Genomic DNA, 17,315 nt, shown 5'->3' on the forward strand with positions numbered 1-17,315 from the left:
TCTCCTAATCTGAGGCAGAATTTCGTCCGCCCATCCAGTATTGCAGCAGCGTGACAGCCAGCGTGACCAGCAGCAAAAAGACGGCCATCGCCGAAGCGTATCCCATTCGGTATTCTTGGAAGCTGGCATTGACGATCTGGCTGACGATCGTTGTGCTCGAATTGGCAGGACCGCCGCCGGTCAGAATGTATACCAGATCGAAAACCTGAAACGACCGAATGGTTGCAATGATAAACAGAAACAACAGCATGGGCTTCAGAAGGGGAATCGTGATGTGAAAAAACTGACGTAATCCGGAAGCGCCATCGAGCGCGGCGGCTTCATACAGGCTGACCGATATGCCTTGAATGCCGCCGAGCAGCACGATCATGCAAAATCCGATGCCTGTCCATATGCCAATCACGATAATGGAAGCAAGGGACGTGTCCGGGCTATTCAGCCAGTTGCGTCCGGCAACGCCCATGAAAGAAAGCCAGCGGTTCACCGGCCCGCTGGACGGATCCAGCAGCCAGAGCCATGTCATGGCAACGGCAACGGAAGACAATGTGCCGGGCAAGTAGATCAAAGCCCGGAAGAGGGGCAGCAGCTTCAGGCGCATGGACATGAGCACAGCCAGAACAAGGCCGATGGCCATCGAGGGCAATACGGTGCCGAGCCAGTACCATGCGGTGTTGCCCACCGATTTGGCGAACAGCGGATCTTGGAGCAGGCGTGCATAATTGTCGAGCCCTTTCCATACGGGAGGCTGCAGCATGGAGTAGTCAGTGAAGCTCAGGTAGACGATCCAGGCGATTGGAATCAGCCCAAACCATACGAATAGCAGCATGCTCGGAAAAACGAACAGATACGGGAAAACGCGATTCAAGCCTTTATTCATCGTTACACGTCCTTTGGGCCATGGAGATGCCCCTAATCCAGCCATGATACCGAATTAGGGTGCTCATGTTTACTTGATGGACTTGATTTCGTCCCGCGCAAGCTCGGCGTTGGCAATCAAAGCATCTTCCGCCGATTTGGAGCCATTATAGGCTTCTTCGAGGGCCGTTCTCAGATATTTGATGTTTACTGACCAGTATTTGGAGGCGATATACCCTTGTGCATCGTTCATCGCTTCATAGATCACTTGATTTTGCGGAAAGTTCGTCAGATATTCGTCTCGAATGGATTGCAAAGGCGGAAGTGCTCCGGTCTTGGAAGTATAAGCCATTTGATTGTCGGGACTGAACCAGAACTTGATGAAAGTCCAAGCTTCCTCCGGATGTTTGGAAGCCTTGGCTGCTGTCAGGAACGTGCCCAGCATCAGCGATGTGCGTTCTCCGTTCGGTCCTGCTGGCGGAAGCGCCCAATCCACCTGCTCCTTTCCGATGGATTGAATCAAGGATGCGGTATTGGAAGGAGAGACGAATGCCATCGCGGCCTGACCTTGAGCGAAAGGTGTCCCTCCGGTCTGCTGCTGATTGCTTGCCGTGAATACACCCGCTTTGTATAGCTCGACCAGTTTCTCAACCAGAGCGATGGAGGTTTCCGAATCAAAGGTCGGATTGCCCTCCTTGTCGTAAAAATTCTCTCCGTATAGGAGCAGGAGGGATAGATAGGATTGCTCTCCGTTGCTCGTCTGAATATCCAAGCCGGAGCGTACCGTCTGGCCGTTTTGCACGACTTTCAACCGATCGGCGTACTGGAACAGCTCATCGAGGGTTTGCGGCGGAGATTCCGGATCCAGGCCGGCTTCGGCCAAATAATCTTTACGCCATGCCAGTGGGCGCAGATCCGGTATCAACAGCCCGTATTGTCCATTCTCCCACTGTCCTGCTTTGAGGATATCGGGGTAGAAGTCGGTTGTCCCTTCCCACTGGTCTTTGTCGATGTATGGCTGCAGGTTCAGATATTTGCCCTGATCTACCGTGGAAATGAGCTGACCGAAGCCGAGACCATGCACATCCGGTTGCGTTCCACCGGAGTACGCGACGGCAAGTTTCTGGAAATATTGGTCCCAAGGGACAGAGGTTAGATTTACCTTAATATTTGGGTTCTGCTCCTCGAACGTTTCGATAGACGCCTTTACGGCGTTTACAGTCACCTGATCCGTCCCCGGAAACCAGAAGCTCAGTGAAATTTGTCCAGCGTTCTCTACCTTATCGGTGCTGGAAGCGTTAGGTTGGCCACTGCTCGTCAGACCGCATCCGGCAAGCAGCAGACTTAAGGCGGTCATTGTCAGGATGGCGCGAATGAGTGAATTTGCTTTCAACATGTTTCCCCCCAGATATGTTCGTCATCGTCGTTTACAGTCTGCGTGCTTCTCCGTACGTACGGTCAAAACACATATCAAGTATTCCGACTGAAATACTTGATTTTTGAATATTTAATGCCTATGATTATAGCATTCAGAGGTACAAGCGTATGTACTCAAAAAACGTAAATCGTTACCCATTATGCAGATTTGCACAATTAAGAATAGGGAGGGAGGATGTTGCAGAGAACCGTCCCTGCTGTCGATTCCATCTCAAAGGACCGGATTGACCGCTGGCATTCCCAGACCCGCCAGAGTCTTGAATTCGAGACTCGAAACTTGCTGGAACAGCTTTCCATCCAGATCCGATGGCTCAAGGAGTGGGATGTGCGGGAAGGCCATTCCGGCCGGTTTGTTTTCCCGTATACCGCCATTTGGCTGGTTACCGGAGGAGAAGCAACCATCCTGTACGATCAAACCCCTTACATCATCGGAAAAGGGGACATTGTATGCATTCCTCCTCAAACTTGCCAGTCGTGGCAGAGCATTGATGATTCGGAACCTTTTCATTATTATGCGTTTGCTTTGGAGGCCAAGATCGGGCTTCTGGATTTCATTCGCCTGTACCGTTTTCCAAGGGTAGCGTCTGCGGTTGATCCTTCCGCCTTCGGCAAACTGCTGCAATCATGGCACAACGTCGCCGATCAATGCATGTCGTACACCGAAACGATAAAGGAAGAGCGGGTGAACGGATTGCAGCAAGCGAGGTTGGACACGAACCAGGCCATCCAGTATTTGAAGATGCAAACGCTGGGCTTGTCGTGGCTGCTCCAACTGTTCGAGACGCTGCGTTCCTTTTTGCCTGAACGACCTGTAATGTACGACCACCGGATTTTCCAAATATGCAATTACGTCGCGGCGCATTTGTCCGATCCGATGACGCTGGATGATCTGGCGGAGCGTGCCGCTCTCGGCAAGGAGCAATTCAGGTCCCTGTTCCAGCAGACGCTCGGGACGTCGCCCATGAAATATGTGCAATTGATGCGAATGCAGCGAGCCAAGGAGCTGCTTTCGTTGACCGTCTATCCGATCAAGGATATCTCGGCGCAAGTCGGGTTCGAGAGCCAACACCATTTCTCGCGTGCCTTTCGCAAACATGCCGGCATATCGCCGCTGGAGTATCGCAGGCATCATACGGAGTAGCATGAACGCAAAAGACGATCCCCGGGAGGATCGTCTTTTTGCGTTCATGCTGATTATTGGGAATCGGTATTATTGCAATTGCAGAGCTTGGGCCGTTCGGGATTCCACCTCGTCCATCAAGGCAGTCATGTCCATGCCTGCATGGTTGCCCAGCAGAATGATAGTCACATCATCGGACAAGTTGCGCGAGAGGGCTGTGGAGAAACCGCCGCCGCTACCGTTATGAAAGACCGTTCTTTTGTCGCCGTTCTCCTTGAGGATCCAGGCGTAACCGTAGTTTTTGTCCGAGTACGGTTCGTACATCGTTTCGATCGTATCCTGGCTCAGGATCTGGTCTGTATACAGTGCGCGGTCCCATTTCAGCAGGTCGTCTACGGTGGAATAGATCGTGCCCGAACCCGACTGGGACACGTAATAAGGGGCCTCGACCCATTCTCCGCCGGACTGCACGAACCCGCTGATCGTATTCACTTTAGGGGACGCTTCGCCGGAGTTTTTCATGTCCAGCGGTTTCAAAATCGTTTGCTGCACGTAATGGGCATAGCTCATGCCGGATACTTGTTCAATAACATAGGCGAGCAGTACGTATCCGCTGTTGCTGTACAAATAGGCAGAGCCCGGTTCGAATTTCAGCGTTTTATGGCGAATTTCTTCCACAGTCTCTTCAAGGGTGGTGCCTTCGCCACGGCCGAAAGCGGATGGCAGGCCTGACGTTTGGGATAACAGCATATGGAGGGTGATTTTGTCTCCCTCCGGTATGCCGGAAATATATTTGGAGATCGGGTCCTGCACATCCAGCTTTCCTTTTTCCGCCAAACTGAGAATGGAGGCTGCCGTAAACGATTTGCTCAGGGAAGCGATGCGCGTTTTCCGGTCAGGACGATTCAGCGTGTGCGCATCGGCAAGACCATATCCCTGCCGAAGCAATACTTCGCCTTTATGAGCAATGAGCGCGATGCCGGGAAACTGGATTTCGCGCAAGTAGTCGTCCACGCCGGCGACTTCGCTGTGAAGCAGGCTGACTTGGTCCGATCTGATGCTGACCCGCATTTGTCCCCCATCCGTACGCCCTACGTGAATATCTGCCTTGAGTGCATTCGCCATCATGCGTACAGGCAGCATCAACGTTCCGTTCAGGTTGCGGGAGTGAGTGGCAGCCTTCATCTGTAAGCCATTGACCTCGATCACATCGGTCCCTGCCTTGTGGACCAGCGTGTCCCGGCCTGAGGTGATGGTGGCCGACTGGGTCCGTTGATCCCATTTCAAGGAACCTTGTAACGATTGAACGACATCGCGCAATGGAACAAACGTCGTGCCTTGAATGATAAGCGGTTTGTTTTTCCAAAGCTGCTGAATGCCATCGACCTCAATGTAAACATCCTTTGTGCTTTGCGCGGCCGCTGCTGGCGAAGTCTGACCGATCCATGCCGGGGAAGCGACCAGAACAAAGGCGAGCAGGATGCGCAATACGGGCGAAAATACAGAAATAACGCCGTCCTGCACCTGAAGCTTGCGTAAAATTCGAATCCTCTCCTTCCAAACGTTTCATGTTTGTCCAACTTTAAGGGTTATTGTAAACGATCTTGGAAAGGGGGTCAAAAAAGCGGTCACAATCTGTGGGGCGGGCAACTCATCTATTGGATAGCTTGTTGAAAGGGCATGCCGATATTTCATGAAACCATTTTGCTGCATCCATAATGTTTTCATGGAAACTGTCCGATAAATGAAAGGTGAAGCTAAACGATGGAGGCTATTATATAATGAAGAAAAAGATACAAGGCTGGCTGAGGCCAACCGTAAAAAAACGGCTAGTCGCCGTATTGCTCCTATTTCTGATCGTACCCAGCGTAACGGTGGGGTGGTTATCCTATCTGAAAGCGGCGGAAAGGGTTCATGAGGAACTTGTATCCACGGCACATGCCAAAGCGGAAATGTTGAACTTTCAAATTACCCAAATGCTGGACATGGAGAAACAAAACGCGGCGCAGCTTGCTGCCGGGGTATCTTCGAAAGACGTTATCGATAAATCGCCTGCCCTTCAACGAAAGATGGACCAGATGTCCGCTGCCCATGAGGAGCTTGGCGTATTGACAATTGGGGCAGAAGACGGCAGCTGGATGAAATCCCCGGACCCGGGCAGTCAGGTCTATGATCCGCGCGAACGCAGCTGGTACAAAATGGCGATGGCGAGCGATGAACCGATCATTTCGGATACGTTTCAATCTGTAACGACGGGCGAGTGGGTTGTAACCGCAGCAGTCAAGCTGCCTGACGGAAAAGGCGCGTTCGGGGCCAACGTCAGTCTCAATCATTTGAAAGCCTCGGTCGAAGAGGTGCACATCGGTAAAGCGGGCAAGCTGTACATGCTGGATAATGGCGGAAAATTCCTGTTCCATTATGATATTGAATCAGGAAGTCAGTCCGACCAGAGCTACATCAATGAAATGTACACCCAGGAACGCGGAACCGTGAGTTATACGTATAACGGGCAGGACATGATCGCCGTGTACGATACCAATCCGGTGACGGGGTGGAAAATCGTTGGCGAGCTGGTCGCTTCCGAAGCGCAAGAGGCCGTAAGGCCGATTATGATTCGTACGTATACACTGGTCGGAAGTGCCCTGATCATTGGCCTTGTTGTGCTTGTCTTCGTGATTCGCAGCATCCATAGACCTTTGGCCCAACTGACGCAGGCGGCATCCAAAGTAAGTTCCGGCGACTTAACCGTGCAGGTAGGGTTGAAGCGCAAGGACGAGTTCGGCAAGCTTGGAGACAGCTTCGATGCAATGACCTCATCGCTGCGCGGCGTACTGGGCGAAGTGCATGATACGTCAAGCCAGTTGGCGGCGTCATCCGAACAGTTGATGGCGAGTTCCGAGCAAACCTCCAGGGCTACCGAACAGGTTGCCGAACTGATGCAGGATGCCGCGACGGGAACGGGGAAACAAAATGACAGTCTCGCGGCTACGGGACAGCTTGTGGAAGAAATGTCCCATGGCGTCAAAGAGATTTCGGCAAGCGCGGAGGATGCGGCACGGATCGCCGGGGAAGCTTCAGCGAAATCGGAAGCAGGCATGGTTACGGTGGAAGAGGCCGTGGCGCATATCCGGCAGGTGAATGGCGAAAGCGAAGCCGTATCGGCGGTGATTGAGGATCTGCGTTCCAAAAACGATGAGATCGTGGCGATCGTTGCCGATATTACGGCGATTGCGAAGCAGACGAACATTCTGGCGCTTAATGCGTCGATCGAAGCCGCGCGGGCCGGCGAGCATGGCCGGGGGTTTGCGGTTGTTGCCGAAGAAGTGAAGTCCTTGGCCCAACATTCCGGCCGTTCCGCCGGACGCATCAGCGAACTGATGCGTGAGATGCATGAAAAAACGGATGCGGTGCATTCGGCTTTTGCCCGGACAGGAGAAGGCATGCTTAAGGGTTCCGCTTTGATCACGGAAGCGGGCGAAGCTTTCCGCACTATCCGAAGCGCCGTGCAGCAAGTTGCCGCGCAGGTCCAGGAGGTATCCACGGCGTCCCGAGCCATTGATGGGGGAATGGGCCATGTGACCAAAGCCGTCAACGATACGATTCAGCTGTCAGACCAGATCGCTGCCGGTACGGAGGATGGATCTGCCGCCGCCCAGCAGCAATTGGCCACGATGGAAGAGGTGGCAGCCTCTTCGGCTGCGTTGTCCAAGATGGCGGAAGATTTGCAAGAGATGATTGAACGATTCAAGTTGTAGCAAACATGGCGCAAGTCGTCGCAAAAACATGACAGAACCGCAGGGAGCAGAAATCCCTGCGGTTTTTTCGATTTGAGCTTTGGGGAAACCATGATCCGAGTGATGCGTCTTGCGTGAGTTGGAATTGGGATACAGCTTGTTTTTGGAGTTTTGTTTGACAATTAATAAACAAAACAATAAAATGTCTATAAATAAACAAACGATTAGGCGGTTATTTTATGGAAAATATAGAATCTTTGCTGCAGGCCGCTTCGCTGGAAGAGATTAAGCGGGGATATCGACAGCAGGGAGAAGTTTTTGTATGCGTCTGCTGCGGCTACCAAACCGAGTCGGGAATTGTTTACCCGGAAGACGGGGTGCTCTATGAATCGGAACGATATATGCGTGTGCACATCGAGAAAGTCCATGGGTCGGTATTTGAGTATTTGCTGGAACTGGACAAAAGCGTCAACGGACTTTCCGACGTGCAGCGCGGCCTGCTTGGTCAGTTTTATGAGGGAAAAAAGGATGCCGAGGTGCAAGCGGCCCTCGGGATCGGCAGTGCATCGACCATACGCAATCACCGGTTTACGCTGAGGGAAAAGGAACGGCAGGCCAAAATTTTTTTGGCTCTTATGGAACTGCTTCGAAGCAAGGATACCCACAAGCCTGCTGAGCTGGCGCAGCCCGTTACACGCAAGATGAGCATGATTGACGCGTCTTTGTTCGACATTTCCGAGCAGGATCGGGAAAAGGTGCTTCTCAAATATTTTCCGGAAGGCACGGACGGTCCGCTGGCCAGCTTTCACATGCAGCAGAAACATAAATACATTGTGCTTTGCGAAATCGCGAGGCGTTTTGAACCCGGAAGGACGTATACCGAGAAACAGGTGAATGAACTGTTGGGACGGGTGTACCCCGATTACGCGGAGATCAGGAGATATCTGGTCGACTACGCGCTGTTGGATCGCAAGCAGGATGGCAGCGAGTATTGGCTGCGTGACTTGGGGGAGAGTTCACAAAATAACGTCAAAGCGGCGAAAGGTGCAGCGAAAGGAGAGAAAAAAGGAATGAATCGACGCAAAGAACTGCAGGAGCAGGCCAAAGAAGTCAAAATCGAAGCAGGTATATATTGTATCCGCAATGAACGTAACGGGAAGGTGTTCGTAGACAGCACGCCGAATCTGAAAACGATAAACGGACAGAAATTCATGCTCCAGATGGGCACGCACCTCAATCGTCAGCTTCAGGCCGAATGGAAGGAGTACGGCGAGCAGGCATTTACGATCGAAGTACTCGAGGTGTTAAAAAAAGAAGATAACCCGTATTTCGATGCCAAGGATGCTCTTGCCAAATTGCTGAAACGTTGGATGGAACAGCTCGAGCCTTACGGCGACAAGGGATACCATAGTTGACTTGGGCAAGCAAAAGGGTAAAACGTACAAAAGGTCTTAACCGGCAATCGCGGTTAGGACCTTTTGTATTTCGTGGCAATTCGGCTTACAGCTTGAACTGCTCAACCAGCTTTTGCAGCTTATGCGCCAGATGGGCCAGCGAATCGGCCGAAGAGGAGATTTCCTGCATGGAAGCGACCTGCTCCTCCGTTGCTGCCGAAATGTTTTCGGTGCCATCGGCATTTTGTTCAGAAATTCCATGAATGTGGTCGATCGAATTCACGACTTCAGCCGTGCTCGCAGACATTTGCTCGGAAGCGGCCGCGATGTTTTCGAGCTGTGTATTTACGCTGTTGATCGCTTGATGGATCTGAGAGAACGCTTCATCCGCAAAGCGGACGGATTGCATGCCGCTGCTCACCTCGCGTTTGCCGTTCTGGGCTTCTTCGTTCGCTTGCACGATTTCCTTCTGAATGGCTGCGACGAGTTCGACGATATGTTGGCCGGATTGACTGGATTGCTCGGCCAATTTGCGGACTTCGCTGGCGACGACCGCGAATCCCCGGCCGTGTTCTCCTGCCCGCGCAGCTTCGATGGATGCGTTCAGGGCGAGCAGATTGGTCTGCGCCGCGATGCCGGTGATTGCAGACACCATCTCGCCAATGGCCGCCGAATGCCGGCCGAGCCGTTCCGAGGTTTGGGCCATGTTGTCCACCAACAGGCTTACCGCACCCATCTCGGCAACGGCACTCTGCATGGTTGCATTGCCCTGTTGGGCAAGTTCGCTGGCATGCATGACCGCTTCGGACACTTGCTGCGTGCTACCGGTGACCTGGCCTACGCCTTGCGCAAGCTCGTTCATTTGATGTGCCGTATGCTTGAGGCTGCTCGCCTGTTTCTCGATGCCGGCGGCGGATTGCTCCGTAATCAGGGCGACTTGTTCCGTGGCTCTCGTCGTTTCCGAGGAATTGACGGCCAGCTGGGCGGAAGAAGCTGTTAGTTCTTCGGCCGTATGCCGTACATCCTGAATGACTCCGCGGAGGGATTCGCTCATTTTGTTAAAGCTGGCGCTAAGCATACCGAGTTCATCGCTGCCTTGAACAGGCACCTCGATGGCCAAGTTGCCTTCGCTGATTTCGTTCGTGGCCTGGACCAGACGGTTCAACGGCCGGGTGACCGATCGCACGATCCAAAAAATGATGCCGACGCTTACAACGATCGCAATCGCAATAACAACCAGGGTGGTGTACAAAATCGGACGTACCGATGCCGTGACTTCACTGTCATCGATAACACCGACAACGGTCCAGCCTGTCGTAGCGTTTGTTTCAAAGAAGGCATGCTCCGCATTTCCGTTCAGGGAGTAGGAGATGTTTCCGTTCTTTTGCTCGTAAATATCTTTATACGGTGACATCGTGCCTTCGGTACCGGGTTTCTCGGTAGGATGCACGATGATCTTATTTTGATCGTCAATGATGTAGAAATAACCCTTTTCTCCAAGTTTCGTACCGTTCACGGTTTTGGCAAGGCCTTCTAACGATAGACTGACCGAAACAACGCCATGACCGTCATCCGTCGTTTGGGCTATTGCGGCAACGACATTATTCGTGATACTTGAGATGTATGGAGTGATTACTGTGGGGTTGTCCTTGTTGGCTATGGCGGCTTGATACCACGGGCGTTCCCGGGGGTCGTATCCAGCCTTGTTGACCGCGGTAACCGGAGAATTGACATAAACGCCCTTGTCCGTGCCGATTGAGGCAAGTTCCGCATCGTTGTGGCTTTCTTTGTATGCATCCAGAAGCGTTCGGATCGTGTCCGTCTCATCGCCCTGCTTAGGGCCGACGTTGCCTGGGTCCAGCTGACTTGCCAGCAGATCGACGTTTTTCTGAGTTGCGCCGATAATCTGGTCAATAGTCTGGTTGAGTACCTTGACGCTGCTCATCGCACTATCGAACATCTTTTGTTCCACTTTGGCCTCCGCCGTTTGGAAGGAGATGATGCCCAGGCTGACTGTTGGGATCAACAGTACCAGCGTAAACGATAAAATCAGTTTTTCTCTCATTTTCAGTGCTCTGGCCGTCCTGTGCTTCGTTCCTTGTTTCATCCGATTTCCCCCTCGGTGGCATGGCATTTCCGCATGCCCCTAAATGTGATCATCATCTCCATATGTAAGGCCAAGTCATTTCTACATCTGGAAAAACATGCATTTTCAGATGGTTCTGGTGCTATAGTATGACATATTTCGAGTTTATTCAACATAATTTTAAATGGCTTTGCATGAAAGTTGCTATGGATTAGTTCTTATGGATCATATCTGTTCTGTATATGGCATATCTGTCTCTTTCGAAACCGCCAACTTGTGGTATATTTCTGGAATTAAGCAGCCTACATCATAATTTGATTCGATGAAGACATCGGAAAGGAGTTGCATTACTTGAATAAAACGGTACCGGGAATGGACGCTAATGGAACGTACCGTGCTGAAACTTTGGACGAGGCCTCCTTCATGCAAGGCGTGAAGGATTGCGTTCCAACCCTTCTCGGATATTTGAGCATCGGCTTCGCCGCAGGAGTCATTGAAATGACGGCCGGGCTTAGCCTGGCGGAAACGGCGTTAATTAGCCTTATTCTGTATGCCGGTTCCGCGCAGTTCATCGCGGCGGGCATGCTGGCCTCCAACGGGTCGGCGGCAGCGATCATATTTACGATCTTTTTCGTCAATCTGCGCCACCTGCTGCTCAGCGCGGCAATCTCGCCGTATTTCCGCCACCTGACGCCGCTCAAAAACATGTGGATCGGCTCGCTGCTCACGGACGAGTCGTTCGGCGTGGCGATGACGCGGGCCATCGGACGCACGTCGCTGAGCCAGCGGTGGATGCATGGTCTGAACATTACAGCCTATCTGAATTGGTTTGCCGCCAATATGGCAGGCGCCTATTTCGGAAGATGGATTGCTAACCCCGAAAGATTGGGGCTTGATTTTGCGCTGCCTGCCATGTTTATCGGCTTGATCGTGCTTCAACTCGCCCAGCGGAAAAACAGAAGATTGCATATCAGCGTGGCGGTGATTGCCGTAGTCTGCGTCGTTGGGGCAAGCATGGCATCGCTGGGCAGCATGAGCATTATTGTGGCGGCGGTCATCGCTGCAACGATGGGGGTGCTAATGGAACGATGGAAATAAGATGGGACGTATTCTGGATCATTATGGGGGCGGCGCTGCTGACCTTCCTGCCGCGTGTGCTGCCGCTCATGCTCTTCAGCCGCATACCGATTCCGGGTTGGCTTCTACGCTGGTTGGAGTATGTGCCCGTAGCGGTCATGGCGGCACTCATCGGTCAGGAATTGTTTATGTCGGGTAACCAGCTTATCCCCATTACGCAAAATGCTGCGTTGTGGGCAGCGCTCCCTACGTTTGCCGTGGCCATCTGGACGCGCAGTCTGCTCGGAACGGTGCTTGTCGGCATTGTTGCCATGATGGTTTTGCGTTACTGGTTAGGGTAAATGCAGCATTGAGCGGGTTGCAGGCGCTTCGCAACCAATGAAAAGCGGCTCGGGGCAGCGTGCGAAAATGTGGCAGACGGACAGATGCCGATCATTCATCTAAGCCTGCGGGTAATTCCCTCTTTTCTTCGGTTAATAATGAAACATATGGCGTACCTGACCATTGGGTTTAACGTCTGACTTCACCAGGGAAGGGAGTAAGAGAGATGGAGTTACCAAGGCGAAAATTGTTGATCACCGGCGCAGCCGGCGTTATTGGACGCGCATTGCTGGATGGGTTGCAGGCATTGGACAGGTATGAAATCGTGGCGGCCGATCTGCGGCCGGATCATGATGCAGGCATCGTTGCGCTGGACGTGACGGATGCCTCGCGTTTGCGGGAATTGACCGAAGGTGTACACACGGTGCTGCACATTGCGTGGGCGAAGGACGAGGAGGACTTTTTGGGCAAGGTGCTGCCGATTAACGTGACCGGAGCCTACCATTTATATGAAGCAGCCCGGCTGAACGGAGTGAAACGCGTTATATTTGCCAGCTCCAATCATGCGACGGGCTTCTACAAAACAGGCGAGGCGATCGAGGCAGATGACCCGTACCGTCCGGACAGCTTCTATGGGCTCAGCAAATGTTACATTGAGCTGCTCGGCAGGTATTATGCCGACAAATACGGTCTGTCCTCCTTCAATATCCGTATAGGCAACTTTTCCGGAGACAATCACCCGCATTCCGAGCGAGCTTCGCATATTTGGATTTCGCCCAGAGACATGGTGCAGCTGGCTTCATGCTGCATCGAAGCGGACGAGTCCATGAGATTCTTCAATCTGTACGGAACCTCGGCCAATGCCGACAACTATTACGATATCAGCGATCTGGCGGACAGCATCGGATATCGCCCCGAGGATGACGCTGCGGTGCTATGGGAAGAGGCAAAACGCAGGGGAGAACCGGATAAGCAGGACGAGACGCCGTATCAGGGCGGAGGTTACGTGGCCAAGGAGCAACCGAAACGGTAATGGTACCTCTGGTCAAAAGAGGGCAGTAGAAATTCGTTTGAACGACGAAGCTTTCAAGAAAACCATGGTAACGGCCTCGGCAAATGAATGTGAAAACGCTATTTTCTATTGGACGGGAAAGGTCTACAATGGAAACAGGGCGTTATCGAAGTTCATTTTACATAGCGAGGAAGGAAAGAACATATCATGGTGAAAAGTCCGTCCGTTATTTTGTTTCAGGGAGATTCGATTACCGATGGAGGCCGCTCGCGCAATGACGATCCGAACCATTTTCTGGGCCACGGTTATGCGTACCTCATCTCCAGCAAGCTGGGCATGGAATTGGCAGGCAAGCAGCCGATTTTCTATAACAGGGGCATTAGCGGGGATCGCGCTTCCGATCTGTACGCACGTTGGAACGAGGATACGATCAGCCTGAAGCCGGAGCTCCTCAGCATTTTGATCGGCGTGAACGATCTTTGGCGCACGATGAAAGGGGAAGCGAGCGGCATTACGGATCGTTTCGAACGCGCTTATCGCCATCTGCTCGAAGAGACGCGTGAAGTGCTGCCGGATACCGGTCTGGTTTTGATGGAGCCGTTCATCCTGAACACGGGCGCGCCAGCGGAACAATGGGACGTCTGGGAGAGGAAAATGGCCGCTTACCAGCGAATCGTTGCCGGGCTGGCGGAGGAATTCGGGGCCGTGTTCGTGCCGCTGCAGCAGGTGTTCGACGTTGCTCTGAAGCAGGCGGACGCCGCATACTGGCTCTGGGATGGCGTTCATCCGACGGCAGCAGGACACGAGCTGATGGCACGGCAGTGGCTGAAGATCGTGCAGGAAAGTCCGTTGAAAATCCAATAGCAAGGCAGGCGAGCAGAGAGGCATATGACATGCCCTCTGCTTTTTAATTGTTTTCAACTATTAAAACCATTTTTAGAAATAAAATGTTTAAATAACAATAGGAGGGGTAAATAAAAATCGTAGCACATTATATTCAATACCCGATAAGGAGTGAATTCAAATGGCACAAAACAATCAAAACGGAAAAATGAGCCGTGAAGAAGCAGGACGTAAGGGTGGAGAAGCAACCTCAAGAAACCATGACCGCGAGTTTTATCAAGAAATCGGCAGCAAAGGCGGAGAGGCGACGTCCAATTCGCATGATCGCGAGTTTTACCAAGAGATCGGCAGTAAAGGCGGAGAAGCGACTTCCAACAACCATGGCAGAGAGTTTTACCAGGAGATCGGCCGTGAGGGCGGTCGTGCGAGCGGGAACAACCAGGACAATGACGATGGCAAAATGAGTCGCGAGGAAGCCGGGCGCAAAGGCGGACAGGCCCGAGCCCGTAATCGAAACGATTAAAGACCTGGTCAGGACATGAACCGCCCTGACTAAAAAATAAACAAGGCCGGACTTCAACCCGAACGAACGGGGTGAAATCCGGCCTTGTTCATTTGGCGGTATTTCAAACGGCATCCATGAAAGCGACGGAAGCCATACTCAGGCAATATGCTGCTCCACAGCTTGGCGATGGCTGAACAAGGACTCGTCAACGATGGTGCGCAGAAATATCGGATCGATATCCGGGAGCAGTGCTTCCGCATATCTCCACGCGTTTTCTTCGATGTGCAGCATCACTCTGAACCGATCCGCAGGAGCAGACGACGTGTCGAGAAGTCCTGACAGATACTCCAGCTCGTTGTCCTCGGCATGCCCCAGTTCATGAGCCAGGATGACGCGTATATAGGATCTCAAAGGTTCGAGCGAACCGAAAAGCAGCTTGCATTGCTCTATGATTTCTTCTTCGTAAAGAAAAACCGTATGGCTGGCAGCATGGTATTTGCCGCCGACTAGACGTCCATCCGGAAAACATGGTTCGATGCGGACATGAACCCGGCTTCCGGAACGCTGTACAAGATCGTCTGCCGCTTGGCGGAAAAATTCATGATACAGTGTTGTTCACCTATCCTTATAAAATGAATAAAAAGGCACGATCTGATGCTGATCGACAATGACATGTACGAGGTAGCGGGTCAAAAGGTTGCACCTTTTTTCCTATTCCAGCCATAAAATTTCCAGTGTCATTGTCTCCCTGTGTCGTTGGGGAAACATCGGACGAATTCGATCCGTCTGTGTAGGAGTTGCAGGAAATATGATTATTTTACGCAGTTTTATCAATAAATATCTGGTTTCGGAAATCCCCTTCATTTTTGCGACGTGATGGGCTAGAATGAAATCGGTTACATAAAACGGGGAGGGATGGCGATGACTGTTCATCCAGGCTTCGCTTGGCCGACGGATCAGATGAAACAAGCGCTTCGCACCGCAAGACCGGCTGCGTTGAAGAGCGTGCAGAGTTGGAGGGGACGGGTGGCTGATACGCTCCATAGCGCGGCTTTTGCTGATTTTCGCGCAGACCTGCTGGCGTATGAACAAAAGGCTCGTGAAGAGGCGATGCCTGAGCTAAGCTTTTCCCTTTATCGCGAATTCAGGGATACGGGTGAGCGCAAGGCATACGAGCAAGCGTATTTCGAACGGCGGGGGAGAGTTGTCGCGACCGGTCTGCTGGCTGCATTTTCACCGGAGCCGGAAAGGCTGGCTTTGCTGGAAGATCTGATCTGGAACGTGTGCCAGGAGCTGACCTGGTGTTTGCCGGCCCATGTCGGTGCCGGTGAGGAGGCGCGGTCGGGGATACAGATCGACCTGTTCGCCGCTGAAACGGCCCAAATGCTGGCGGAAATGGTCGTCATGCTGGGCGATGAGCTGGATGAACGCGTCGGCAGGCTTGTACGCGGGGAGATTGATCGGCGCATATTCGCTCCGTTGTATCGGGACAATGCCCCATTCGGTTGGGAGAGAGCGGACCATAACTGGTCGGCGGTATGCAGCGGGGGATGCGGTATTGCGGCATTGCTGCTTGTGGAAGACGAGGAGCTGCTTGCAGCGGCAGTCCGGAGAACGCTTGGTTCCATGGAGGCTTTTCTGAGCGGCTACGGCATGGATGGCGGATGTGCGGAAGGCATCGGCTATTGGGTGTACGGTTTCGGATTTTATACGTATTATGCCGACATGCTTCATTTGTTCAGCGGGGGAGAACTTGATCTGCTGTCCGGTCCGAAAATCGAAGCCATTGCCGCTTATCCTCGCCATATTCATTTATCGGAGGGCATCTTCGTCAACTATTCGGATAGCCGGGAACGGGAGGTGCTCCCGTCAGGCTTGTTGTCCTATTGGGCTTCCCATACCGGCAAGCCGGCAAGTCTCCCTTTTGAGCTGCCGCTGCTGACGGGCGATCCTTGCCGCCGCTGGGCACATGCCATGCGCAACGTGCTGTGGAGCGATCCGGTTTGGTTTGCGGCAGAAGGCCAACCTGCGAACCAGGCGACAACGGTCCATTTGGAAAACTTGTCATGGACGATTTCCCGAGGGACGGTGCAGGCAGAGAATGGCGCAAGTTGGACAGCTGCTTTTTCGGTCAAGGGCGGGCACAATGATGAGCCTCATAACCATAATGATCTGGGGCACTTTCTTCTGCATGCAGGCGGAGAAACGATTCTCTGCGATCCGGGTTCGGGAGAGTACACCAAAGCTTATTTTTCGCCGGGACGCGAATCGATCATGCAGATCGGCTCGCAGGGGCACAGCGTTCCGGTCATCGAAGGCACCTATCAGGTGTCGGGACGGAATGCAGCCGCGCATACGCTGGCGGCGGATGTAACTTCGCCGGGAAGGGCGGAGATCGCCTTCGACCTAACGTCGGCCTACGGGGAAGCGAATAACCTTGCAGCCTGCTTCCGTCATTTGAAGTGGAACGGTCCAAGAGGAAGCGAGGATGCGGAATTGGTTGTGGAAGATCGATTCGTATGGAAGAACGCAATCGATGAGAACACTGGCGGGAAACGTCAGGCGCTTCCTTTCGTGGTTGAACACCTGATTAGCAGATTCGAGCCGGTATCGGAGCGTGGACGGATTCGATGGGCGGGCCGACGCGCTGCCGTGACCTTGCATTACGACGCTGCTTGTTGGGATGCAAAGGTTGAGGTATTGGATGCCGTGGATCATGATCACCGCCCGTTGAGATTGTATCGAACGGCATTGTCTTTGAGCCGGGCGGGGTCGATGCCGGAATCCGGGCAAGGAGCTGGCCCCGGCTCGCCGGTCACCGAATGCAAGATGAGATTTGTCGTATCCCCACGAGGTGAAGGCGGCAAAGGATAGCGATGGGGTTGTGCGAGTTGTGACAGCAAAAGGGAAAATCCGATCTTAAGGAGGTCT

The 17,315-nt window shown here is 52.8% G+C and carries 14 protein-coding genes; 9 read left to right on the forward strand and 5 right to left on the reverse strand.

The genetic code is table 11. The annotated features are described in order from the left end of the window. Positions 1 to 4: 4 nt before the first annotated feature. Together SNR34_RS01760 and SNR34_RS01765 are read right to left on the reverse strand one after the other, a co-directional pair. Positions 5 to 877 carry a carbohydrate ABC transporter permease gene (locus SNR34_RS01760; protein WP_236421448.1) on the reverse strand — a complete coding sequence of 291 codons (873 nt, stop codon included), beginning with the start codon at positions 875 to 877 and terminating at the stop codon, positions 5 to 7. 69 nt (positions 878 to 946) lie between these two features. Continuing rightward, complete coding sequence (locus SNR34_RS01765; RefSeq protein WP_486181013.1) at positions 947 to 2,251, reverse strand: ABC transporter substrate-binding protein; 1,305 nt, start codon at positions 2,249 to 2,251, stop codon at positions 947 to 949. 219 nt (positions 2,252 to 2,470) lie between these two features. Here SNR34_RS01765 and SNR34_RS01770 point away from each other — a divergent pair, with 219 nt between their 5' ends. Beyond that, a complete protein-coding gene (locus SNR34_RS01770) occupies positions 2,471 to 3,433 on the forward strand; it encodes a helix-turn-helix domain-containing protein (protein ID WP_486181014.1) in 963 nt (320 codons plus the stop codon). 69 nt (positions 3,434 to 3,502) lie between these two features. Here the strand turns inward: SNR34_RS01770 and SNR34_RS01775 are convergent, their stop codons facing one another. Continuing rightward, positions 3,503 to 4,936, reverse strand: a complete 1,434-nt coding sequence (locus tag SNR34_RS01775) for a serine hydrolase domain-containing protein (RefSeq protein WP_486181015.1) — start codon at positions 4,934 to 4,936, stop codon at positions 3,503 to 3,505. A 257-nt stretch (positions 4,937 to 5,193) separates the two neighbouring features. Here SNR34_RS01775 and SNR34_RS01780 point away from each other — a divergent pair, with 257 nt between their 5' ends. Then, positions 5,194 to 7,167, forward strand: a complete 1,974-nt coding sequence (locus tag SNR34_RS01780; protein ID WP_236421444.1) for a methyl-accepting chemotaxis protein — start codon at positions 5,194 to 5,196, stop codon at positions 7,165 to 7,167. A gap of 218 nt (positions 7,168 to 7,385) precedes the next feature. Beyond that, the gene (locus tag SNR34_RS01785) at positions 7,386 to 8,561 is read left to right on the forward strand and encodes a DUF2087 domain-containing protein (protein ID WP_486181016.1); all 1,176 of its coding nucleotides are present in this window, start codon (positions 7,386 to 7,388) and stop codon (positions 8,559 to 8,561) included. 85 nt (positions 8,562 to 8,646) lie between these two features. Here the strand turns inward: SNR34_RS01785 and SNR34_RS01790 are convergent, their stop codons facing one another. Further along, a complete protein-coding gene (locus SNR34_RS01790; protein ID WP_486181017.1) occupies positions 8,647 to 10,647 on the reverse strand; it encodes a methyl-accepting chemotaxis protein in 2,001 nt (666 codons plus the stop codon). Between the two features lie 351 nt (positions 10,648 to 10,998). On the opposite strand from SNR34_RS01790, the gene SNR34_RS01795 reads away from it, so the two are divergent. The 5 genes from SNR34_RS01795 (at position 10,999) to SNR34_RS01815 (ending at position 14,402) form a co-directional block, all read left to right on the forward strand. After that, the gene (locus tag SNR34_RS01795) at positions 10,999 to 11,724 is read left to right on the forward strand and encodes an AzlC family ABC transporter permease (protein WP_236421470.1); all 726 of its coding nucleotides are present in this window, start codon (positions 10,999 to 11,001) and stop codon (positions 11,722 to 11,724) included. Continuing rightward, positions 11,715 to 12,044: an AzlD domain-containing protein gene (locus tag SNR34_RS01800; protein ID WP_236421441.1), complete on the forward strand. Its 330-nt coding sequence runs from the start codon at positions 11,715 to 11,717 to the stop codon at positions 12,042 to 12,044. The genes SNR34_RS01795 and SNR34_RS01800 overlap by 10 nt, the downstream gene beginning before the upstream one ends. 206 nt (positions 12,045 to 12,250) lie before the next feature. Next, positions 12,251 to 13,057, forward strand: a complete 807-nt coding sequence (locus SNR34_RS01805; RefSeq protein WP_236421440.1) for an NAD-dependent epimerase/dehydratase family protein — start codon at positions 12,251 to 12,253, stop codon at positions 13,055 to 13,057. A gap of 186 nt (positions 13,058 to 13,243) precedes the next feature. Further along, entirely contained in the window at positions 13,244 to 13,900 is a 657-nt protein-coding gene (locus SNR34_RS01810; RefSeq protein WP_339275698.1) for an SGNH/GDSL hydrolase family protein, read from the forward strand. A gap of 160 nt (positions 13,901 to 14,060) precedes the next feature. Then, positions 14,061 to 14,402, forward strand: a complete 342-nt coding sequence (locus SNR34_RS01815; protein ID WP_339275700.1) for a KGG domain-containing protein — start codon at positions 14,061 to 14,063, stop codon at positions 14,400 to 14,402. A 138-nt stretch (positions 14,403 to 14,540) separates the two neighbouring features. On the opposite strand, the gene SNR34_RS01820 is transcribed toward SNR34_RS01815, so the two are convergent. After that, a complete protein-coding gene (locus SNR34_RS01820) occupies positions 14,541 to 14,795 on the reverse strand; it encodes a hypothetical protein (RefSeq protein WP_236421437.1) in 255 nt (84 codons plus the stop codon). Between the two features lie 510 nt (positions 14,796 to 15,305). On the opposite strand from SNR34_RS01820, the gene SNR34_RS01825 reads away from it, so the two are divergent. Then, entirely contained in the window at positions 15,306 to 17,258 is a 1,953-nt protein-coding gene (locus SNR34_RS01825; protein WP_486181018.1) for a heparinase II/III family protein, read from the forward strand. The last annotated feature ends 57 nt before the right edge of the window (positions 17,259 to 17,315 follow it).

It is taken from the genome of Paenibacillus sp. XP01 (assembly GCF_057364885.1).